The following is a 20,339-nucleotide window of genomic DNA, read 5'->3' on the forward strand; positions in this document are numbered from 1 at the left end:
AAATCCGCGAGGATTTTCGTAAGTAGGCGAGAACCAGCCATTAATTATACACGGTGTTACCTGCAGGCTTTTTTTTTCAGACGCTGTGTTGTAATTCAATTACAGGCATTTCATCATAAGTTCTGCCGTTTAGAGTTCTACCGTTTTTCTTTTTATTTTTTCCGCCCCATTGTTTAAAAAAGAAAGCAACATCTGCTTTTTCACATTGTTCTTGAATGTCAAGAACCCAGTCAGCATCCATTGGTCTCGGATTATGACCACTTTCTCCACCAACAATTACCCAATCGATATTATCTAAATTCAAATTCGGTAAAGCTCCAATCAAAGGTTCAAGGGAAAGAAATTTTACTCTGGCATTTGTTTTTCTTAAAAAGTCAATTCTACTTTTTACTATTTCTTCCTCTACAGAAACTCCCATCCAAATATTGTGAGTCCATTTTAATTCATTGTGTAATTCTAATAATCTTTCAGCTCTTTTTGTTAAAACTTGAAAAACGTGTTGTGGGTTTTCATTCATAACCTTGAAAACTTTTTGTATAAATTCAAGAGGAATTTGTTCGTGAAATAAATCACTCATTGAATTAACGAAAACAACTTTTGATTTTTTCCAACTATAAGGTGTTTTTAAAGCGTCCTCGTGTGTTCTGACTTTAAAATTATCCTTGTATTTTTCTACACCCATTGATTGTAGTCTTTTGGACATTACTTCTGCATAACAAAATTTACAACCTTGAGAAACTTTGGTACAACCAGTTGTTGGGTTCCAAGTCATTTCTGTCCATTCTATACTTGATTGTGCCATTATTTTAGTTTTAAAGTTATTTTATTAAAATACTCTTTATATTCTTTATAGTTGATATAAAAAGCACCTTTTCTTATTTTCGAACCATCTTCTTTTTTCAATTCTAATCTGTTATCAGATTGAATTTTTTTCAGTATTTGTGTGGAATGTTTTGGTAAAAATCCTTTTCGTAATGTGAATTCATAAATTTCTCCGTTAGTTCTATTAACTTTCAAAAATTCTAATAAAAACTCTTCAAGTCTGTTAGTTTCTAAATCTGAAAATAATGTAGATTGATGGCTGTCATATTTCCAACCTCGACCTTGTTCGTTATCAATATCCCATTTAGTTTCCAACATTTTTTCATAACCTCGAATGTGAGAACTAAAGAAAAATAGGCAGAAAACAGTATTCTCTTCTTTTTTTAACGTAAAACTATCAACAAAATATTCTTTACCAATAAAGTTTTCAAAGCCTTCTTTCAAGGCATTTATATATTCCCATTCGTTTTTTAACTTTTCATCGTTGATGCCTAATTGTGAATTGAAATTTTCTAAAACATTAGGTGTTCCATTTTTAGAAAAACGATACATAAACTGAATTGGTAACCATAAAAGTACTTCTGAATTATTATTGCAGTCAAGTAGGTTTAAAATATGTTGTGCCTTTACATCTTTATAACCAAAAGGGTCAATAAAAACAAATGCTTTTGTGTCTTTAAATGCACGAAATTTATTTGGTAATTCATTAACAATTTCGGTATAGTCTTTATTAATTAAGTTAAGGTTTCCAAAATTGGGATAATGTAATTTTTTATCTTTTATGTTATTTTCAAGTGTTTTAATTCTGTTTTGGTCAATATCATTGAAATGACAATGAATTTTTGGCGATTTTTCTGGATGTTTATTTATGAATTGGTAATATGTTTGTTTGATTTTCTTTAAAGCTATTACAGGACTTCCTTCTCCACCATTTTCATAAATTCCTGGTCCACTAAATAAATCAATTATATGAATGTGTTTAGTATATCTATCGTTGCATATGATATTGAGATATTTTTGAATATAATCTCCAAACAGTTTAACTTTCGCTTCTGAATGGTTTAACAAATTTATCTGTGATTTTCTTTTGCTCATTGGTTTGTTCAGCTTGCAGGTAACTGGTTATATCTTTATAATTTACGTCGTTTTTAGGGTTTATTTTCCGGATATCGACGTATTTTTATCGTTGTTATCAGAAATAAATGTAGCACTTTTTTGTGAATTTTTATATTGAGCTACAATTAAATCTAATGGGTTATTTATCTTTTTTATAGCATCACTCTGTACATGAGTATATACCATAGTTGTTTCTGGTTTACTATGCCCCAATAAGGCTTGTATGTATCTTATATCTGTACCACTCTCTAATAAATGTGTGGCATAACTATGTCGTAATGTATGTGGTGTAATCACCTTTTGTACCCCAGCTCTTGCTACACTTCTTTTTAAAAAACTTCGAACAGATGTGGCAGCATAAGGTATATGTTTGCTATCGTTTTCTATTAAATACTGCTGAGGTGTATAGGTGGTTAAATAATTATGCAACATAGGTACTATACTCTTTGCTATGGGTACATACCTGTCTTTTCTTCCTTTTCCCATACTTACCCTTACCATTTGCCTTTCAAAATCTAAATCTTTAAGTTCTAATTTTAAAAGTTCTCCTATACGTAAGCCAGATGAATACAATAAAGCAATACAAACGCGGTGCTTTAAATTTTTTGTAACCTGTATTAAACGAATCACTTCTTCTTTAGATAATACACTTGGTAATTTTTTATCTTTTCTTGGTGCAATACTTTTAAAGTCTAATTCAAAATTAGCTTTAGTATATATTAAAAAATGTTTTAAAGCACTTATCAATTGCCTATGTGTGCTAATAGATGGATTCTTTTTTATAAAATCAGCTTCAATATATTGCTCAATTTCTCTAACATTTTCTATCGTTTCTTTTTGATGATAGAGTATAAAATCTGCTACTAAATAGGTATAAGTTTTTAAAGTGCTAGCACTGTAACGTTTTCCTTTTAAGTAAGTGTAAAATCCATTTAATAGGCTTCTTTCTTTTTCTGTTAATTTAATTTTTAAAGTGGTAGTAGGGGTAAACTGATCAAATTTAACATCGGTAATCTTAACTAACTCTTCTTTAACCAAGAGGTAGTTTTCTTTTGTAAAGGGTAAATGCCAACAATATAGCTGTTTACTCCACCTTGCATTGGGTAATTTTTTTACAATGGTTATTAAAGAATCATGATATTCAAAATATAAACAAAGACGTTGTATACCTCTATGTTTCTTAGAGAGTACTGTAATAGGAGGGTATGTACTAATCTTTTTCAAAGCTAAATAAACTTACAAAAAATAATTGTATTGTAAAATAGAATTCTATTAAAAAGTATTTTATAGCTAAGTAAGTGTTGTTTAAAAGTTACTTAGATTTTATGGTAAAGTTGCTTTACTTTTTTAGTATTCGTAAAGAGAAAGTAAAAATTTAATGTAGTAAATTAGATAAAAAATACTAGAATATATATTTAAAAATACTAGAATAAAAATAAATAAATAGTAGTAAAAATATATATTTGTATATATTGAAGGCTAAATAAGCTACTTACAATATACAAAAAAATACCTAAATATGTCATTACGTTATAGAATTACTAAAAGAAATAACTCCATAAAAAACAATACAGAACAATATATTTTGCAAGCTGTAAATACGGGTACCATAGATTTAGATAATATTAGTAGACTAATTAGTAATGAGTGTAGTTTACATGAAGTTGATGTAAAAGCAGTTTTAATTGCTTTGGGCTTAAAACTAGAATTTTTTCTTACAGATGGTAAAATAGTAGAATTAGGTGATATTGGTCGTTTTAAAATGGGTTTTAGTGGTACTGCTAGTAACGACCCTACTACATTAACCCCTAAACGTAACATTAAAAAATACCATATAAACTATCAACCTTCTAAGAAATTAAAGCAACGTCTAAAAGCAGGTTTAGATACTTATAAAGAGGGTAGAAGGGTTTAACCTAAACATAAAAAAATAAAAAAAGGCGCTATTTTATAGCGCCTTTTTAATAGTATGTTTTAAAACCTATGCTAACATAGTAACAGGGTTTTCTATATACGTTTTTAAAGTTTGTAAAAATTGCGCACCTACAGCACCATCTACAGTTCTATGATCGCACGTTAAGGTTAACTTCATCGTATTACCTACAACAATTTGTCCGTTTTTAACTACTGGTTTTTCTACAATAGCACCAACCGATAAAATGGCTGAGTTAGGTTGGTTAATAATAGATGTAAAGTTATCTATACCAAACATACCTAAGTTAGATACTGTAAATGTACTGCCTTGCATTTCTGCAGGAGTAATTTTTTTGTTTCTTGCTTTACCAGCTAAATCACGCACAGCAGATCTAATTTGTGTTAAGCTTAAACTATTTGTGTGCTTAATTACAGGTACTAATAAACCTTCGTCTACAGCTACAGCCACACCAACATGTATGTGTTTGTGGTAAAGTGTAGCATTATCGTTCCAAGACGTGTTTACTTGTGGGTGTTTTTGTAACGCCATAGCACAAGCCTTAACCACCATATCATTAAAAGATACTTTTGTATCTGGTATGCTATTTATGGTTTTTCTAGAGGCAATTGCGTTATCCATATCTACTTCAATAGTTAAACTAAAGTCTGGTGCAGAAAATTTAGAATTCCCTAAAGATTTTGCAATGGCTTTACGCATTTGAGAGTTTTTAACTTCTTCAGATTTTTCTTCGCCAGCAGCAACAAAACTCATAGCAGGAGCAGGTGTAGCACTAGCTGCTGCTTTTGGAGCAGTAGCAGTAGTAGAAGGTGTAAAGTTTTCTACATCTTTCTTTATAATTCTACCATTTTCTCCAGAACCAGAAATATCAGCTAAATTATAACCTTTATCTTCTGCAATCTTTTTAGCTAAAGGAGATGCAAAAATGCGACCTCCAGAAGTGTTTTGTGTATTTTGTGCTGGTTTAGCAGTAGTTTCTTCTTTTTGCTCAGCTTTAGTTGCTTTCTTATCTTCTTTTTTACTATCTGCCTTTTCAGAAGTATTTGCAGTAGCACCACCATTAGCCACAATTGCACTAACGTCTGTACCTTCTGGACCAATAATAGCTAATAAACTATCTACAGGTGCAGTTTCACCTTCATTAACACCAATATGTAAAAGAGTACCTTCGTAAAAAGACTCAAACTCCATAGTAGCTTTATCAGTTTCAATTTCTGCTAAAATATCTCCTTCTTCAACAGCATCTCCTGTACTTTTTAACCAAGAAGCCACAGTACCATCTGTCATAGTATCACTTAAACGTGGCATAGTAATTACTTGCACACCATCTGGTATAGCAACAGTTTCTGAAGGGTCTGTATTACTATCGTTAGCAGTAGTTTCTTCTTTTGGTGTTTCTTTAGTTTCTTCTTCTTTAGTTTCAGAAGCGCCACTTAATAAGCCAGAAATATCTTCGCCTTCTTCACCAATAATAGCTAGTAGTTGATCTACAGGAGAAGTTTCACCTTCTTGAACACCTATATGCAACAACGTACCTTCATGAAAAGATTCGAATTCCATGGTTGCTTTATCAGTTTCAATTTCTGCTAAAATATCACCTTCTTCAATTTTATCTCCAACTTTTACTAACCATTTTGCCACAACACCTTCTTCCATGGTGTCACTTAAACGCGGCATATTTACAACTGTAGCCATATCTTAACTTATAAAAGGATAATCTTCTTGTTCGTAAACAACATCATATAATTGTTGAGGATCTGGGAATGGAGAGTCTTCTGCAAATTGCTCACATTCTTTCACCATTTTCTTCACCTCTTTATCCATTGCTTTAATGTCTTCTTCAGTGCCATACCCTTTTTCTAAGATAATATCTTTTACTTGGGTAATTGGGTCTATTTTTTTGTACTCTTCAACTTCGTCTTTAGTTCTATAGTGTTGTGCATCAGACATTGAGTGTCCTCTATATCTATAGGTTTTCATTTCTAAGAACGTTGGGCCATCTCCACGTCTTGCTCTTGCTAAAGCTTCGTCTACAGCTTCTGCAACCTTAACAGGATTCATGGCATCTACAGGTCCACAAGGCATTTCGTACCCTAAACCTAATTTCCAAATATCTGTATGGTTTGCAGTACGCTCTACAGAAGTACCCATAGCATAACCGTTATTTTCACAAATAAAAATCACTGGTAATTTCCATAACATGGCTAAGTTAAAAGCTTCGTGTAAAGAACCTTGTCTTGCAGCACCATCACCAAAACACGTTAACGTAACACCATCACTCCCTTTATATTTGTCTGCAAAAGCAATACCAGCTCCTAAAGGAATTTGACCACCTACAATACCATGACCACCATAGAAACCAAATTCTTTAGAGAAAATGTGCATAGAACCACCCATACCTTTAGAGGTACCAGTAGCTTTACCATATAATTCTGCCATTACTTTTTTAGGATCTTCGCCCATACCAATTGGCTGTACGTGATTTCTATATGCAGTAATCATTTTATCTTTAGATAAATCCATGGCATGTAATGCACCTGCCAAAATAGCTTCTTGACCATTGTACAAGTGTAAAAATCCTCTAACTTTTTGCTGAATGTAAACAGAGGCTAACTTATCTTCGAACTTGCGCCAAAATAGCATGTCTTTGTACCAATCTAAATAGGTTTCTTTGGTAATTTTTTTCATTATAAATAATCGTTGTTTGTTTAGTTTATAATCAAATTGAAAATAACTGAGAATACAAAAATAACGGTTTTATAGACAATAAAAAAACGCGTTATTTTAAAATTTAGCGCAATCGTTTTCGCCAGGTTTTTATTTGTCTTTGGCTACTAGTAATGTGGCTTTTGCGCCAGTGGCTAAATTCCACTCATTAGAAGAAAGCAACATTCCAGCATCATTATACACCTTAAAAGCAGCTGTATTAGGCCCAGAACTTCCTTGATTTAATGCTACAAAAGAGATTTTATTAAGACCTACATCTAAAGGAATATTAAATTTTTGATAGCTAGTAGTTAATGTAATATTATACACAACTGGTATATCATTTACATAAATGGTTACTCTATCTCCATCTGGATATTGAAAATCTCTACAAATAATATTAACACTTGCAGAATTGGTTCTAACACTTCCTAAATCTTGGTCTATCTTAGGAATGATGTATTGCCCATTTATTTTTTTAAAAGATTTTAAAAAGCGCTGTTCGTTAATTTTGGCTAATGAAAGTATGCCTTTGTTATTTGCACTATCTTCTTGTTGTTTCTTTTTTAGTTTTTCTTTTTCTTTTTCATATGCTTTTTCAAAACCACTAGCACCACTTAACTCAATTGAGTTTGGCTTTTTAGCTTCTTTGGCATTATTAAGAAGTATGGTTTTCTTTTTGCCTTTTTCTTTACCTCCTTTATTAGAATCTAATTGAGCAGATAGGGTTATACTACTTAGTAATAGTATTAGTAAAGAAAAGGTGGTTTTTTTAATTGTCATGTTACGTAATTAATTCTAAAAGAATGTAGTGCAAATATAATGCCGATTTTAAATGAAGTACTTTAGATTTTGTTAAAAAACTTATTCTACAGAAAAGTTAAAATAAGTTTTTGGGTAAGGTTCATTATTTAATGTAAAATGCCACCACTCATTATCATAAGGTACAAACCCATTTAAAAGCATAATTTCTCTTAGGTACATTCTATTATCTTTCTGTTTTTTGGTAATGTCTTTATAAAAAGGATGTGAGGCTTCACCAAAAAAATCATAAGGGCTTCCCATATCTAACTCTTTGTTAGTAGTTAAATCTACAATGGTTAAATCTACTGTACTACCTCTGGTATGACCAGATTTAGAGGCAATGTAACCTCTTTTAAATAGTTCGCTTTTAGGAACTTTTGGGTAGTATTGTTTTTTCATAAGTGTATCATTCACCTCTTTTGCCCATCTTACAAAATGATCTACGGCTTGTTGAGGTCTGTAACCATCATAAATTTTTAAACTTAAACCTTTAATAGATAGTATTTTTTGCACCTCTTTTAAAGCTAAGGCAGTTTTTTTAGTAATAATTAAACAGTTGTTTTTATAGCCGTCTATTTTTTGCCCAATAAAATTGTTAGTACCAAAGTAGCGCAACTCAACTTGTATGGTGTTATCTATATCATCTAAATACACAAAATCTTTAGGCATAGTGTTATTTTGCCCTTGATAAGTTATGGTAAAAAGAAAAAAAGAAATGACAACTAAATATTTCATAACTCAAAAATAAGAAAAGAATAATAGTTCTATTATTAGTAATTTTGTTTTATGGAAGAATTAACACTTACAACGCCTGCTTTATTGTTTTCGGCAATTTCTTTAATAATGCTAGCGTATACCAATCGTTTTTTAGCCTATGCAGCTGTAATTAGAAATTTACACGATAAGTATTTAAAAGAAAAAGACGATTCGCTTTTAAGACAGATTATAAATTTAAAAGCAAGATTGTATTTAACCAAATGGATGCAAATATTTGGTATTACTAGTTTGTTATTGTGTGTGTTAACCATGTTCTTAATATATGTAGAATACAAAGTGATAGCTATTTGGATTTTTGGAATAGCTTTGGTTTTACTGTTAATTTCTTTAGGCTTACTTATTCGAGAAATACAAATTTCTACCCAGGCTTTACAACATCATATAGAAGATATAGAAGAACACTTAAAAGCTAAGAAGTAGAAGGTTTTATAAAAAAGTAATCGTCGTTTTTTGCAAAACGACGAGTTACCAAGTAAACTAATAAAACCAAGTATTAGTACTATTATTAGAGTTAGCTATTCTAATAAAAATTTTAATAAATTAAATAAAGACATGGCTACAGCTACTACAGTTGTAATAAGTATAGAGTCTCTAAAAGCTTGAATAAATGAATTCATGGTTGGTTAATTTTTTGGTTGATTGATTTTTTTTGGTTGATTGATTGTTGTTTTGAATTCTTATTTCGCAGAAACACTGCCCCCAGAAGAAGATTTTTTATTGATTTCTCTTGGGTTGCCTTTAAAATCAATATCTCCACCACTAGAAGCTTTAGCATTAATACTTTCTGATGCATAAATATTGATGTCTGCACCACTAGAAACATTTACAGTTGCATTTTTACTAATTAGCTTATAAGCCTCTATAGAAGCACCACTGTTAGCTCTAGATGTATGGTTATTAGCAGTTCCAGAAATTCTAATATCAGAACCACTAGTAGCACTTGTTTCTACAGTATCTGCATCTAAAGCAATTCTAATATCTGCACCACTAGTAGCACTTACTTTTATAGTTTCTACTTTTAATACATCTTCTGTATACACATCAGATCCGCTTGTGGCAGTTAAGCCTTCTAAGTTTTTTACGGTTACATACACTTTTCTAGCTTTTGCTTGCCAAATATTCTTTTCTGAATAAATTTTTAATACACCATCATTAACTTCTGTAATAATAATGTCGTGTAAATTTTCATCTGCTTCTAAGGTTACTTTGTTTTTAGTTCCTTGAGATAAATACAAGTCTAAACCAGTGCTCACCTTAATTTTTGTGAATTTTTGAGACGTACTTCTATCTGCAGTAACAACATTTCTGTTTCCATTTACTCTGTTAAACATATTAACGTTACAAGAGCTTATTAAAACTGAAACAAAAAGTAAAGCAAGAAGTTTTTTAGTTGTTGATTTCATTCGGATTTTATTTTTTATAGTTCAAATGTCTTTAATAAGACGCCAATTTTAAAAGTTTGGTTACTGAATTGTCGATTTTTTATACTGAGTTGTTACTAAATATCAATTTCTGTTTTATCTTCTAAAATTGTAGTTGACTCTTTTATAATAACCTCACTCACTTCTTTTTTTTCTTCAATCTTATCTTCTTTACAATCAGTACATTCTAAAGTATCATCTGTCATAATAAAATGATGGTTAGCCATGTCTTTATCATAAATGTCTTCTGAATTATCTACATTGTATAAGAAATTACGAATACTGTTATCAAAATAAACATAGACACCCTCTGTTACATAAAAAATGATATTTACTTCTTCATCTTTCCAGATGTTTTTAAATTCAGATAAATAATAGGCATCTAAAACAATAGTGTTATCTTCTATTTTAAAATTGTATTTAATGTTTTCGGCATTTTTATTTGCATTCGATTTGTTTTTACCTCTAGACTCTTTTTGAATAATAAAGTAGTTTTCATTCGCATTACTTTTTCTAACATCTACTTTAATGTAGCTTCCATAAGTCATTTTTTTACCTTCAACTTCAACTTCTTCTTTAGAAGTAGTTCTTCTTAAATTATGACGATAATATAAATTGTCATCATTTATCATTTTAAGTTGTAAAGTATCATTAGCAACAACATTTATGTTATTTTTTTGAGAAGATTGGCCATACACAGTATGCGATGTGCCAAACTCTAATCCTGTAAAAATCAACCCTAACAAAGAAACTAACCAAATACCTAATAATGTTAAAGATGTAGGTTTGTTTATTTTTTGAACATTGCTAGATAATATTCTTAACCCTAGTATAAATAAGACTAAGAAAGGAATACCAACTAATAAAAATACAAATAGCGTTAATAACCATTTTGGTAAAACCGACTCATAAAAGAATGGTGGATACTGTAAAAACTCGCCATCTACATTTAACCATTCTAAACTACCTACAGAAAACCCTCCAATAATTAGAGATAAAATAACAGCAGCAGAAACAAATATGATAATGATTCCGATAAACTTACCAATGATCTTAAATATCGCTAAGATTATTTTTCCAATAGTGTCAAAAAAGTCACTTGCCCCGTTATTTTTTTTTGTCTTTCCCGAAAAAGTTTGTGTCATTTTTTCAGAAAACTCATTAGCACCTTCTTTAATTTTTTCTGATGCTTTATTAGCAACATCTCTTACGTTTTCAGAAACGTTAGAAAACTCTTCTCTAATTTTACGTTCTATATTATCTATATTAACAGGCTCTCCCTGCATTTGTAATTTTTCTGCAGTAGTTTTAGCTTCTGGTAAAAGAATCCAAAGAATAATGTAAAGTAACACTCCAAAGCCTCCAAAAATAAACAATGCTAATAGCCCTAAACGAATCCAAATGGTATCTATATCTAAATAGTGTGCAATACCTGATGCTACACCACCAAGAAATTTATCATCTCCATCTCTAAATAATTTTTTTCCTGAAGAGCTGTTTCTTTGATACGAATATGAAGATTGGTCATAAGATTCTTCTGCTTCTGCATAGTCTTCTGGCTGTCCCATAATTCTAATAATATCTTCTATATCACCTTCGTTAACCACTTGTCTGGCATCTGTGATTTTTTCAGATAAAAGTTCGCTAATTCTAGCTTCTATATCAGCAATAATCTCATTTTTTCCTTGAGGATCATCACTCAAAGATCTAGAAATAGATTCTAAATATCTTTTTAGTTTTTGATAAGCAGTTTCGTCTATATGGAAGAAAAATCCGCCTAAATTTATGTTTATAGTCTTATTCATTTGTAGTTGATTTTTTACTAGTTACTTGGTCTACTGCATTTACTAAATTGCTCCATGTTTTACTTAATTCTTTTAAAAACATACCTCCGTTTTCTGTTAAAACGTAATATTTTCTTGGTGGTCCAGAAGTCGATTCTTCCCATCTATAGGTTAATAAACCTGCGTTTTTTAAACGAGTTAGTAATGGGTAAATGGTGCCTTCTACCACAATCATTTCAGCACCTTTTAATGTCGATAATATTTCAGAAGTGTATGCATCTCCATGTTTTAAGATAGATAAAATGCAGAATTCTAAAACACCTTTTCGCATTTGTGCTTTTGTGTTTTCAATCTTCATATATTGTCATTTATTTTATAAATTTTATTGTAAGTGGGTATTTGTAATTTTCTCCTTCTTTAGCTTTTAAGCTTGCAATTATTACTAGTGCAATACCAATAACATAAATAATACCTGCAACAGAACCCAAACCTATAAAGCCAAAAAGATTCGGAAAATCTAAATCGAAACTTAAATTAAAATTTCTACTATTTAAAATATTATTGTGTCTGCTAAATATAGAACCCAAAGCAAAAGGCACAAATATGATAGATATTAAAAATACATACAGTGTATAACTAATATTAAAATTTACAGCTTCTTTACCTTGTTCATCTAAAAACAAACTTCTGTCTTTTAAGGTTTGCCATGCAATTAAAGGCGTAATGATGTTACCAAAAGGAAACATAAAGCCTGCAAATGCAGAAATATGAATTAAAAAAGCGTTAGTGTTTTCTCTATTTTGTTTCATAATTTTTGGTTGATATAATACTTTCTTATGCAAATATATATCTTTAAGAAGGTATTATGCAATACATAGTACCTTTATTTAACATTTTATTAACATATATCTTCTTGTAAAAGTTTGTTTAAAAAGTCTTAAATTGCCAATAAAATAAAGGACTAATGAAGATTACACCTAAGAAAATTAATGCTTTCATGTTTTTTAAATTACCATTAGCTTGGTTGTCTGGTATGCGTGTAAAAAAACTAAATGAGACTTCTTGCGAAGTTTTTATTAAGCATAAATGGATAAATCAAAATCCTTTTAAGAGTATGTTTTGGGCTGCACAAGGTATGGCTGCAGAAATGAGTACAGGTGTTTTAGTAATGCAAGAAATAGAAAAATCGAAACGCAATGTATCTATGTTAGTTACTCACCAAGAAGGAGATTTTTTTAAAAAAGCTACTGGTAAGATTTTATTTACATGCAAAGGGGGTAGTCAAATTAGAGAAGCTATACAACGTTCTATAGAAACAGGAGAAGGGCAAGTCATTACACTACTTTCAGAAGGTATAAACGCAGACAATATTAAAGTGTCTAGTTTTAAATTTCAATGGAGTTTAAAAGTAAAGTAAGTGTAAATATCACTCTTTCTTTTTTTTATTAAACTAGCTACCTTTTAAAAAACTAAACTCCATATTTGAGTTACTTAATGGTATTCGTATAAGTTTTTTTTTGCTTTATAATAGAATTGAGGTTGTTGTAATTTTACAATTAAAAAAAACATTCTTATATTTGAAAGATAAATTGAAAAATTTATGTAATAAAAGTTGGGGGATGATTATTACGTAATACAATTTGACTTGAGTCGTGATTTTTTTATCACGACTTTTTTTATTTTTATTTTGTAACATTTTCAAATTTAGTTTAACTAATTAGGTAAAATAAAAAATATGAATGCACACGAAATAGATTACAAGATTTTTGGAGAAGAAATGCAATTTGTAGAAATTGAATTAGATCCGCAAGAAGGAGTAGTGGCAGAAGCTGGTACTTTTATGATGATGGACGACCAAATTAAAATGAATACTATTTTTGGAGATGGTTCAAATCAAGAAAAAGGTATTTTGGGTAAAATATTTTCTGCAGGTAAAAGAATTCTTACAGGAGAAAGTTTATTTATGACTGTTTTTACAAACGATGGTTTAGGAAAAAAACAAATTTCGTTTGCATCTCCTTACCCAGGTAAAATAATACCTATAGACTTAACTGAGTTTGGTGGTAAGTTTATTTGCCAAAAAGATGCCTTTCTTTGTGCAGCAAAAGGGGTTTCTATTGGAATTGAATTTTCTAAAAAATTAGGAAGAGGTTTATTTGGAGGTGAAGGGTTTATTATGCAGAAAATGGAAGGTGATGGTTTAGGATTTATTCATGCAGGAGGAACCATGGCAAAAAAAGTATTACAACCTGGCGAAGTTTTAAAAGTAGATACAGGTTGCATAGTTGGTTTTACGCAAGATGTAGATTACGATATAGAATTTGTAGGTGGTATAAGAAATACCATTTTTGGAGGAGAAGGTTTATTCTTTGCTACCTTAAAAGGACCTGGAACCGTTTATGTACAATCTTTACCATTTAGTAGGCTAGCAGGAAGAGTGTTAGCTATGGCTCCAAAAACTGGTAATGGTAGTAGAGGAGAAGGCTCAGTATTGGGAGGTTTAGGAGATATGTTAGATGGTGATAACCGTTTTTAAAATTTAGTTAATGATTTTTTTCATTTTCATAAATTAACAAACTTCTAGCTTTAATTATATCAACAAGCTTTTTTTCAGCTTTTGCAAGATTTGAAGCAAACCCATTATAATTTTCTCTAATATTTTTATAGTATTTTTTTCTAGTATTATAATTTTTTGTGTTCTTAAATCTATTCGTAAAGATGGTCAGTTGATCTAAAATGTCAAAACTTCTATACAGTAAATATTGCAAATCAGCTAGAGGTTGTCTTAATTTTTCGTAATATGGTTTGTTATTTTCTTTTAAGTTTCTTTGGTAGGTTATAGCTGTTTTCTGAGCTTTTTTTAAAACAATAATAAATTTTTTTGTTTTTGACTCAACTTTACTAGCATATAAATTTCTGTTTTTATAAGTCTCAGAAGAAGCTGTTTTTTCTATATATTTTCTTAGGTCTTTACTTTCTTTTTTTACCTGTTTTATAGTAGCATAAATCTTACCTGTAGCTTGTGAATATAAAATTGAAGAAAAAGAGGTGAAAATTAATAGAATTAAAAATTTTATTTTCATAATTGAAATACGTATCGTTATTAAAAACTAAAAAAGATGAATAATTTTTTATTCCTCCATAGAATGATAAACATTTTGTACATCATCATCTTCTTCTAAACGTTCTAGAAGCTTATTTACATCTTCTTGTTGTTCTTCTGTTAATTTAGTGGTAGTTGTTGGTATTCTTTCGAAACCTGAAGATAAAATCTCGATATTATGTTCTTCAAAATAGCTTTGTAAAGCGCCAAATTGTTCAAAAGGAGCATAAATAATAACACCTTCTTCATCATCAAACACTTCTTCTACTTCAAAATCTATTAACTCTAGTTCTAGCATTTCTAAATCTTCGATATCATCTTTCTTTAAAGTAAAATTACAGGTATGATCAAACATAAAAACTACAGAACCAGATGTACCTAAATTACCATCACATTTATTAAATGCAGCTCTTACATTAGCCACTGTTCTGTTATTGTTGTCTGTAGCTGTTTCTACAATAATAGCTATACCATGTGGTGCATAACCTTCAAACAAGGTTTCTTTGTAGTTAGCAGTATCTTTATCTGATGCTTTTTTAATCGCTCTCTCTACATTGTCTTTTGGCATGTTTGCAGCCTTCGCATTCTGTATAACTGCTCTTAAACGTGAGTTTGTATCAGGATTTGGACCACCTTCTTTTACAGCCATTACAATATCTTTACCAATTCTAGTAAAGGTTTTTGCCATTGCTGACCAACGTTTCATTTTTCTTGCTTTCCTAAACTCAAATGCTCTACCCATTTCTGTTGATTTATTTTAAATGCTCACAAATGTAAAAATTAGTAATAAGTTTTACAATTTTAAAATTTCTGATTTATAAATTTAATTCATTTAGCAATTGATACGATTGTTTGGCAATCTCAATTTCTTCGTTTGTTGGGATAACCAAAACTTTTACCTTAGCGTTTTTAGATTGTATTTCTCTTATTTCTGAAGCACGTATTTCGTTTTTCTCATCATCTAAATCTATACCTAAAAAATCTAAATCTGTACAAGCAAGTTTTCTCATTAATGCTGAATTCTCTCCAATTCCTGCTGTAAAAACAATAGCATCTAAACCATTTAAAATACTGGTATATGCACCAATGTATTTTTTAATTCTATAGGCAGATAATGCTAATGCATGTTTGCAGTTTATGTCTCCATGTGCTGCTTTTTCAGAAATTTCTCTTAAATCAGAATAACCAGTTAAGCCTAACATGCCAGATTCTTTATTTAATAAATTGGCAACTTCTTCTGCAGTTTTATTTAATTTTTTCATGAAAAAGAAAATAACAGATTGGTCTATATCTCCAGATCTAGTTCCCATAACCAAACCATTCATAGGCCCAAATCCAAGAGAGTTTTCAATGCTTTTTCCTTCTTTAATGGCAGACATGCTGCAACCATTTCCTAAATGAATGGTAATTATTTTTTTTGCCTTTTCTTTCCCTAAAAACTCAATTGCTTTTTCAGAAACATATTTATGACTTGTGCCATGAAAACCATAAGCTCTGATATGCTGTTCTTCTAAATACTCATTTTTTATTGCATATTGATAAGCTACTTTTGGTATAGTTTGATGAAATGCAGTATCAAAAATGGCAATTTGTTTTGCTGATGTAAATATAGTTTCTGCTATTTCTATACCTGTTAAGTTTGCAGGATTATGCAAAGGAGCTAAATCAAATAAATTACGAATACTGTCTTTAACTTCTTGAGTAACAATGGTTGGTTTTGCAAATTTACTTCCTCCATGAACCACTCTATGTCCTACTGCCTTTATCTCATCAACTGTTTGTAAAACGCCTAATTTATGGTCAAGTAAAGTCTTACTTATTTTTTTTAATCCATCTTTATGTGTTACTATGGGTAAGACTTCAGTAGATTTATCACCATTTTTTTCATGAGTAAAAATAGCATCAGTAAAACCAATTCTCTCTATTAATCCTACACATTTTACTTGTTGAGAAGGCATTTCTATCACCTGATATTTTAATGATGAAGAACCTGCATTTAATACTAAAATTTTCATATTAATTTTGATTTGCTTGAATTGCTGTGATTAATACAGTATTAAAAATATCATCTACAGTACACCCTCTACTTAAATCGTTAACAGGTTTGTTTAAACCTTGTAACATAGGTCCAATAGCTAAGGCTCCAGTTTCTCTTTGTATGGCTTTATATGTATTGTTACCTGTATTTAAATCAGGAAAAATTAATACAGATGCTTGACCTGCAACTTCAGAATCTGGCATTTTAGTTTTAGCAACTGACATATCTACTGCTGCATCATATTGTATAGGTCCTTCTATCTTTAAATCAGGATTTTTTGTTTTTACAATTTCTGTAGCTCTTCTTACTTTTTCTACCTCTTCTCCTTTTCCAGAAGTTCCAGAAGAATAAGATAACATGGCCACTTTTGGGTCTACACCAAAAGCAGCAGCAGAAGCAGCAGAAGATAAAGCAATTTCGGCTAATTGTTCTGCATTTGGGTTTGGGTTTACTGCACAATCTCCCATAACAGAAACGCGATCTGATAAACACATAAAAAACACAGATGATACAACAGATACCCCAGGTTTTGTTTTTATAATTTGTAAGGCTGGTTTAATAGTGTGCATAGTAGTATGAACAGCACCAGAAACCATACCATCTGCTAAACCATTGTAAATCATTAACGTTCCATAGTAAGACACATCTCTGGTTAAATCATAAGCTGTGGTTTCTGTCATTCCTTTGTGTTTTCTAGCTTCAAATAAGCTTTTTCCAAAGGATGAATTATATTGAGAATCTTCTGGATTTAAAACCTTAATTTTATTAAAATCAATCTGAACACCTAGTTGATTTGCTTTTGTTTGAATGTCTTTTTTATGACCTAAAAGTGTTAAGTCTACAATATCTAACAATTGTAAACGAGCTGCTGCTTTAATAATTCTTTCGTCATTTCCTTCTGGTAATACAATATGTTTTCTATGAAGCCTTGCTTTTTGCAATAAGTTGTATTGAAACATACTTGGGGTTATTTTATCAGAATTAAAATTGGTAAATATGTTAGTTAAGCCTTCTTGGTTTACATACTTGTCAAAAGTATCTAAGGCTAAAACTATTTTTTGATTGTTATTTGCGTAAATTTTTGGTTTAACTGCTCCAATTCTGTTAGAAACTCCAAATGTGCCCCCATCAACTGAAATAATTGGTATGGTAGATTGTACACCTTCTATTAATTTTAATATAGAATCTTCAGGAATTAAATTACCTGTTAAAATGATTCCTGAAATTTTTGGATAATTGCTAGAAGCGTTAGCTTGTAATGCGCCTAAGATAATATCTGCTCTATCTCCTGGAGTTATTACCAATGCATTTTCTTTAATTCGAGTTAAGTAATTTCTTAACTGCATTGCACCAGTACTATAACTACCTATTGAATTGTTTAAAAATTGTTCTCCAAATAAAACCTTACCACCTAAAGTATCTACAACTTCTTTTACTGTTGGATAAGCTAATAAGTTTATTTTAGGAATTACATCTATCTGTATTGATGTTGGAATAGATTTAATCAATTCTTCTCTAACATAATCTATTTCGTCATTTTCAATTTTATTGGCAATAAGCCCAATAACATCTACTTCTTTGCTAATAAATGAGTTATACGTAATTTGCATGGTATTGATAAAATCTTTTTTCTTTTTACCATTACCAGCACCAACAATTAACACAGGTATACCTAAATTTTTAGCAACCATTAAGTTCACATCTACTTCTGTAAACCCTCCTTCACCAGAAAAATCTGTTCCTTCTACTAAAACATAATCGTATTTTTCTTCTAACTCTTTATATTTTTTTATGATGTTGTGTATGACGTTATCCTCTTTTCCTTCACTTAGTAAATCAGCTATTTCATGTTGTTCGTAAACATAACAATCATTATGTTTTAAGTCTAAATCAAAAAATGAAATGGCTGTATTTATATGATTGTCTACTTGATTGTTTTTTTTGTTGATGATGGGTCTAAAATAGCCAACCTTAGAAGATTTTGTAAGCATCATTCTTAAAATACCTAGAGATATTAAAGATTTTCCACTATCGGATTCTATGGTTGTAATGTAAATTGACTTACTCATTTGTGTTGAATTTTATGCAAAAATAAGCGATAAAAAAATGACCAAAAGTGATTTTGGTCATTTAATCATTATTAAAATATAATTGTAATTTATTAGACCTGTAAAACTCCTAAATTAAACTTTTTTTCAATAGGAGCATGGTTCGCTGCTTCAATTCCAATAGAAATCCAAGTTCTGGTATCTAAAGGGTTGATAACTGCATCTGTCCATATTCTTGCTGCAGCATAATAAGGTGATATTTGCTTATCATACCTAGATTTTATTTTATCAAATAATTCAGCTTCTTTTTCAGGAGTAATTTCTTCGCCTTTCTTTTTAAGTGAGGCAGTTTCTATTTGTAATAAAACTTTTGCAGCAGAATTACCACTCATAACAGCTAACTCAGCACTTGGCCAAGCAACAATTAGTCTTGGGTCATAAGCTTTACCACACATGGCATAATTTCCTGCTCCATAAGAATTACCTATAACAACAGTAAATTTAGGCACAACAGAATTACTAACAGCATTCACCATTTTTGCACCATCTTTAATAATTCCTCCATGTTCAGATTTAGAGCCAACCATAAAGCCAGTTACATCTTGTAAAAACACTAAAGGAATTTTTTTCTGGTTACAATTGGCAATAAAACGTGTTGCTTTGTCTGCAGAATCGTTATAAATTACGCCACCAAATTGCATTTCTGTAGGTTTGGTTTTAGATGCTGTAGTTTTTACTAATTTACGCTGATTAGCAACTATACCAACAGCCCAACCATCAATTCTGGCATAACCTGTTAAAATGGTTTGTCCATAACCTTCTTTGTATTGTTCAAATTCTGAATTATCTACCAAACGCTTAATGATTTCTAACATGTCATATTGCGCATTTCGCTCTTTAGGTAAAATGCCAAAAATATCTTCTTCTTTTTCTTTTGGTGGTAATGCTTCTTTTCTGTTGAAACCAGCTTTGTCAAAATCACCAATTTTATCTACAATATTTTTAATAGTATCTAAGGCATGCTTATCGTCTTTAGCTTTGTAATCTGTTACTCCAGAAACTTCACAATGTGTGGTAGCTCCTCCAAGAGTTTCGTTATCAATACTTTCGCCAATAGCAGCTTTTACTAAATAGCTTCCTGCTAAAAATATACTTCCTGTTTTATCTACAATCAGCGCTTCATCACTCATAATAGGTAAATACGCTCCACCAGCAACACAACTACCCATAACTGCAGATATTTGGGTAATACCCATAGCACTCATTACTGCATTATTTCTAAAAATGCGTCCAAAATGTTCTTTGTCAGGGAATATTTCATCTTGCATTGGTAAGTAAACGCCTGCAGAATCTACCAAATAAATAATGGGTAATTTATTTTCAATGGCAATTTCTTGAGCTCTTAAATTCTTTTTTCCAGTAATAGGAAACCAAGCACCTGCTTTTACAGTAGCATCATTTGCCACCACAATACATTGCTTTCCTTTTATGTAGCCAATTTTTACAACTACACCTCCAGAAGGACATCCACCATGTTCTGCGTACATATCTTCACCAGCAAAAGCTCCAATTTCTATAGATTTTGATTTGGCATCTAAAAGATAATCAATACGCTCACGAGCTGTCATCTTTCCTTTTTCATGATGTTTATCTATTCTTTTTTGTCCTCCACCTAATTTTACTTTAGCGAATTTTCTCTTTAAATCTGAAACTAAAAGTTTGTTGTAATCTTCGTTTTTGTTGAAGTTTATGTCCATAAAAATAGTGTATAATAAGTCTTGTAAAAA

Annotated in this window: 20 protein-coding genes; 4 read left to right on the plus strand and 16 right to left on the minus strand. The window is 30.6% G+C overall.

Annotation, left to right across the window (positions count from 1 at the left end; all coding sequences use genetic code 11):
• Positions 1 to 76 precede the first annotated feature (76 nt).
• The 3 genes from ACFOWD_RS07595 to xerA are packed head-to-tail and all read right to left on the minus strand — an operon-like array spanning position 77 to position 3,162.
• Positions 77 to 802, minus strand: coding sequence for a DUF5131 family protein (locus tag ACFOWD_RS07595; protein WP_377409437.1), 726 nt, complete (start codon positions 800 to 802; stop codon positions 77 to 79).
• Complete coding sequence (gene tcmP / locus ACFOWD_RS07600; protein WP_377409439.1) at positions 802 to 1,917, minus strand: three-Cys-motif partner protein TcmP; 1,116 nt, start codon at positions 1,915 to 1,917, stop codon at positions 802 to 804. The genes ACFOWD_RS07595 and tcmP overlap by 1 nt, the downstream gene beginning before the upstream one ends.
• Before the next feature lie 60 nt (positions 1,918 to 1,977).
• On the minus strand, positions 1,978 to 3,162 hold the full coding sequence (gene xerA / locus ACFOWD_RS07605) for a site-specific tyrosine recombinase/integron integrase (RefSeq protein WP_377409441.1): 1,185 nt from the start codon (positions 3,160 to 3,162) through the stop codon (positions 1,978 to 1,980).
• A gap of 295 nt (positions 3,163 to 3,457) precedes the next feature.
• On the opposite strand from xerA, the gene ACFOWD_RS07610 reads away from it, so the two are divergent.
• Positions 3,458 to 3,853, plus strand: a complete 396-nt coding sequence (locus ACFOWD_RS07610) for an HU family DNA-binding protein (protein WP_377409443.1) — start codon at positions 3,458 to 3,460, stop codon at positions 3,851 to 3,853.
• A gap of 66 nt (positions 3,854 to 3,919) precedes the next feature.
• On the opposite strand, the gene ACFOWD_RS07615 is transcribed toward ACFOWD_RS07610, so the two are convergent.
• From ACFOWD_RS07615 to ACFOWD_RS07630, 4 genes are all read right to left on the minus strand, one after another.
• Positions 3,920 to 5,566 carry a pyruvate dehydrogenase complex dihydrolipoamide acetyltransferase gene (locus ACFOWD_RS07615; protein WP_377409444.1) on the minus strand — a complete coding sequence of 549 codons (1,647 nt, stop codon included), beginning with the start codon at positions 5,564 to 5,566 and terminating at the stop codon, positions 3,920 to 3,922.
• A gap of 3 nt (positions 5,567 to 5,569) precedes the next feature.
• Positions 5,570 to 6,559, minus strand: a complete 990-nt coding sequence (gene pdhA / locus ACFOWD_RS07620) for a pyruvate dehydrogenase (acetyl-transferring) E1 component subunit alpha (RefSeq protein ID WP_298995233.1) — start codon at positions 6,557 to 6,559, stop codon at positions 5,570 to 5,572.
• 129 nt (positions 6,560 to 6,688) lie between these two features.
• Positions 6,689 to 7,360 (minus strand): hypothetical protein, encoded by a 672-nt coding sequence (locus ACFOWD_RS07625; RefSeq protein ID WP_377409446.1) that lies wholly within the window; start codon positions 7,358 to 7,360, stop codon positions 6,689 to 6,691.
• Positions 7,361 to 7,441: 81 nt separating this feature from the next.
• Positions 7,442 to 8,116 carry a M15 family metallopeptidase gene (locus ACFOWD_RS07630; protein ID WP_377409448.1) on the minus strand — a complete coding sequence of 225 codons (675 nt, stop codon included), beginning with the start codon at positions 8,114 to 8,116 and terminating at the stop codon, positions 7,442 to 7,444.
• Between the two features lie 51 nt (positions 8,117 to 8,167).
• Between ACFOWD_RS07630 and ACFOWD_RS07635 the strand changes: the two genes are divergently transcribed.
• Complete coding sequence (locus tag ACFOWD_RS07635; RefSeq protein WP_298995243.1) at positions 8,168 to 8,578, plus strand: DUF2721 domain-containing protein; 411 nt, start codon at positions 8,168 to 8,170, stop codon at positions 8,576 to 8,578.
• A gap of 257 nt (positions 8,579 to 8,835) precedes the next feature.
• Here ACFOWD_RS07635 and ACFOWD_RS07640 read toward each other — a convergent pair whose 3' ends face one another.
• The 4 genes from ACFOWD_RS07640 to ACFOWD_RS07655 form a co-directional block, all read right to left on the minus strand.
• Positions 8,836 to 9,561, minus strand: coding sequence for a head GIN domain-containing protein (locus tag ACFOWD_RS07640; RefSeq protein ID WP_377409450.1), 726 nt, complete (start codon positions 9,559 to 9,561; stop codon positions 8,836 to 8,838).
• Positions 9,562 to 9,656: 95 nt separating this feature from the next.
• Entirely contained in the window at positions 9,657 to 11,384 is a 1,728-nt protein-coding gene (locus tag ACFOWD_RS07645) for a PspC domain-containing protein (protein ID WP_377409452.1), read from the minus strand.
• Positions 11,377 to 11,721, minus strand: a complete 345-nt coding sequence (locus ACFOWD_RS07650) for a PadR family transcriptional regulator (RefSeq protein ID WP_298995252.1) — start codon at positions 11,719 to 11,721, stop codon at positions 11,377 to 11,379. The genes ACFOWD_RS07645 and ACFOWD_RS07650 overlap by 8 nt, the downstream gene beginning before the upstream one ends.
• Before the next feature lie 10 nt (positions 11,722 to 11,731).
• Positions 11,732 to 12,172 carry a DUF4870 domain-containing protein gene (locus tag ACFOWD_RS07655; protein ID WP_377409454.1) on the minus strand — a complete coding sequence of 147 codons (441 nt, stop codon included), beginning with the start codon at positions 12,170 to 12,172 and terminating at the stop codon, positions 11,732 to 11,734.
• Positions 12,173 to 12,327: 155 nt separating this feature from the next.
• On the opposite strand from ACFOWD_RS07655, the gene ACFOWD_RS07660 reads away from it, so the two are divergent.
• Together ACFOWD_RS07660 and ACFOWD_RS07665 are read left to right on the plus strand one after the other, a co-directional pair.
• Positions 12,328 to 12,780, plus strand: a complete 453-nt coding sequence (locus ACFOWD_RS07660) for a DUF4442 domain-containing protein (protein WP_377409456.1) — start codon at positions 12,328 to 12,330, stop codon at positions 12,778 to 12,780.
• A gap of 318 nt (positions 12,781 to 13,098) precedes the next feature.
• Positions 13,099 to 13,899, plus strand: a complete 801-nt coding sequence (locus ACFOWD_RS07665) for a TIGR00266 family protein (RefSeq protein ID WP_377409458.1) — start codon at positions 13,099 to 13,101, stop codon at positions 13,897 to 13,899.
• A gap of 7 nt (positions 13,900 to 13,906) precedes the next feature.
• Here the strand turns inward: ACFOWD_RS07665 and ACFOWD_RS07670 are convergent, their stop codons facing one another.
• The 5 genes from ACFOWD_RS07670 to ACFOWD_RS07690 all read right to left on the minus strand — a co-directional run bounded on the left by ACFOWD_RS07670 (position 13,907) and on the right by ACFOWD_RS07690 (position 20,309).
• The gene (locus ACFOWD_RS07670; RefSeq protein ID WP_377409460.1) at positions 13,907 to 14,446 is read right to left on the minus strand and encodes a hypothetical protein; all 540 of its coding nucleotides are present in this window, start codon (positions 14,444 to 14,446) and stop codon (positions 13,907 to 13,909) included.
• A gap of 48 nt (positions 14,447 to 14,494) precedes the next feature.
• A complete protein-coding gene (locus ACFOWD_RS07675; protein ID WP_298995272.1) occupies positions 14,495 to 15,208 on the minus strand; it encodes a YebC/PmpR family DNA-binding transcriptional regulator in 714 nt (237 codons plus the stop codon).
• A gap of 73 nt (positions 15,209 to 15,281) precedes the next feature.
• Positions 15,282 to 16,481, minus strand: coding sequence for an acetate/propionate family kinase (locus tag ACFOWD_RS07680; protein ID WP_377409462.1), 1,200 nt, complete (start codon positions 16,479 to 16,481; stop codon positions 15,282 to 15,284).
• A gap of 1 nt (position 16,482) precedes the next feature.
• Complete coding sequence (gene pta, locus ACFOWD_RS07685) at positions 16,483 to 18,573, minus strand: phosphate acetyltransferase (RefSeq protein WP_377409464.1); 2,091 nt, start codon at positions 18,571 to 18,573, stop codon at positions 16,483 to 16,485.
• A gap of 92 nt (positions 18,574 to 18,665) precedes the next feature.
• Positions 18,666 to 20,309: an acyl-CoA carboxylase subunit beta gene (locus tag ACFOWD_RS07690; protein ID WP_377409466.1), complete on the minus strand. Its 1,644-nt coding sequence runs from the start codon at positions 20,307 to 20,309 to the stop codon at positions 18,666 to 18,668.
• Positions 20,310 to 20,339 lie beyond the last annotated feature (30 nt).

Source organism: Polaribacter marinivivus, assembly GCF_042651285.1.
Lineage (GTDB): Bacteria > Bacteroidota > Bacteroidia > Flavobacteriales > Flavobacteriaceae > Polaribacter > Polaribacter marinivivus.

What these genes read in the sequence shown, in the direction of transcription:
- ACFOWD_RS07595 (WP_377409437.1), bottom strand. Translation starts at nt 802, where the DNA reads ATGGCACAATCAAGTATAGAATGGACAGAAATGACTTGGAACCCAACA.
- tcmP (WP_377409439.1), bottom strand. Translation starts at nt 1,917, where the DNA reads ATGAGCAAAAGAAAATCACAGATAAATTTGTTAAACCATTCAGAAGCG.
- ACFOWD_RS07610 (WP_377409443.1), top strand. Translation starts at nt 3,458, where the DNA reads ATGTCATTACGTTATAGAATTACTAAAAGAAATAACTCCATAAAAAAC.
- ACFOWD_RS07615 (WP_377409444.1), bottom strand. Translation starts at nt 5,566, where the DNA reads ATGGCTACAGTTGTAAATATGCCGCGTTTAAGTGACACCATGGAAGAA.
- pdhA (WP_298995233.1), bottom strand. Translation starts at nt 6,559, where the DNA reads ATGAAAAAAATTACCAAAGAAACCTATTTAGATTGGTACAAAGACATG.
- ACFOWD_RS07625 (WP_377409446.1), bottom strand. Translation starts at nt 7,360, where the DNA reads ATGACAATTAAAAAAACCACCTTTTCTTTACTAATACTATTACTAAGT.
- ACFOWD_RS07630 (WP_377409448.1), bottom strand. Translation starts at nt 8,116, where the DNA reads ATGAAATATTTAGTTGTCATTTCTTTTTTTCTTTTTACCATAACTTAT.
- ACFOWD_RS07635 (WP_298995243.1), top strand. Translation starts at nt 8,168, where the DNA reads ATGGAAGAATTAACACTTACAACGCCTGCTTTATTGTTTTCGGCAATT.
- ACFOWD_RS07640 (WP_377409450.1), bottom strand. Translation starts at nt 9,561, where the DNA reads ATGAAATCAACAACTAAAAAACTTCTTGCTTTACTTTTTGTTTCAGTT.
- ACFOWD_RS07645 (WP_377409452.1), bottom strand. Translation starts at nt 11,384, where the DNA reads ATGAATAAGACTATAAACATAAATTTAGGCGGATTTTTCTTCCATATA.
- ACFOWD_RS07650 (WP_298995252.1), bottom strand. Translation starts at nt 11,721, where the DNA reads ATGAAGATTGAAAACACAAAAGCACAAATGCGAAAAGGTGTTTTAGAA.
- ACFOWD_RS07655 (WP_377409454.1), bottom strand. Translation starts at nt 12,172, where the DNA reads ATGAAACAAAATAGAGAAAACACTAACGCTTTTTTAATTCATATTTCT.
- ACFOWD_RS07660 (WP_377409456.1), top strand. Translation starts at nt 12,328, where the DNA reads ATGAAGATTACACCTAAGAAAATTAATGCTTTCATGTTTTTTAAATTA.
- ACFOWD_RS07665 (WP_377409458.1), top strand. Translation starts at nt 13,099, where the DNA reads ATGAATGCACACGAAATAGATTACAAGATTTTTGGAGAAGAAATGCAA.
- ACFOWD_RS07670 (WP_377409460.1), bottom strand. Translation starts at nt 14,446, where the DNA reads ATGAAAATAAAATTTTTAATTCTATTAATTTTCACCTCTTTTTCTTCA.
- ACFOWD_RS07675 (WP_298995272.1), bottom strand. Translation starts at nt 15,208, where the DNA reads ATGGGTAGAGCATTTGAGTTTAGGAAAGCAAGAAAAATGAAACGTTGG.
- ACFOWD_RS07680 (WP_377409462.1), bottom strand. Translation starts at nt 16,481, where the DNA reads ATGAAAATTTTAGTATTAAATGCAGGTTCTTCATCATTAAAATATCAG.
- pta (WP_377409464.1), bottom strand. Translation starts at nt 18,573, where the DNA reads ATGAGTAAGTCAATTTACATTACAACCATAGAATCCGATAGTGGAAAA.
- ACFOWD_RS07690 (WP_377409466.1), bottom strand. Translation starts at nt 20,309, where the DNA reads ATGGACATAAACTTCAACAAAAACGAAGATTACAACAAACTTTTAGTT.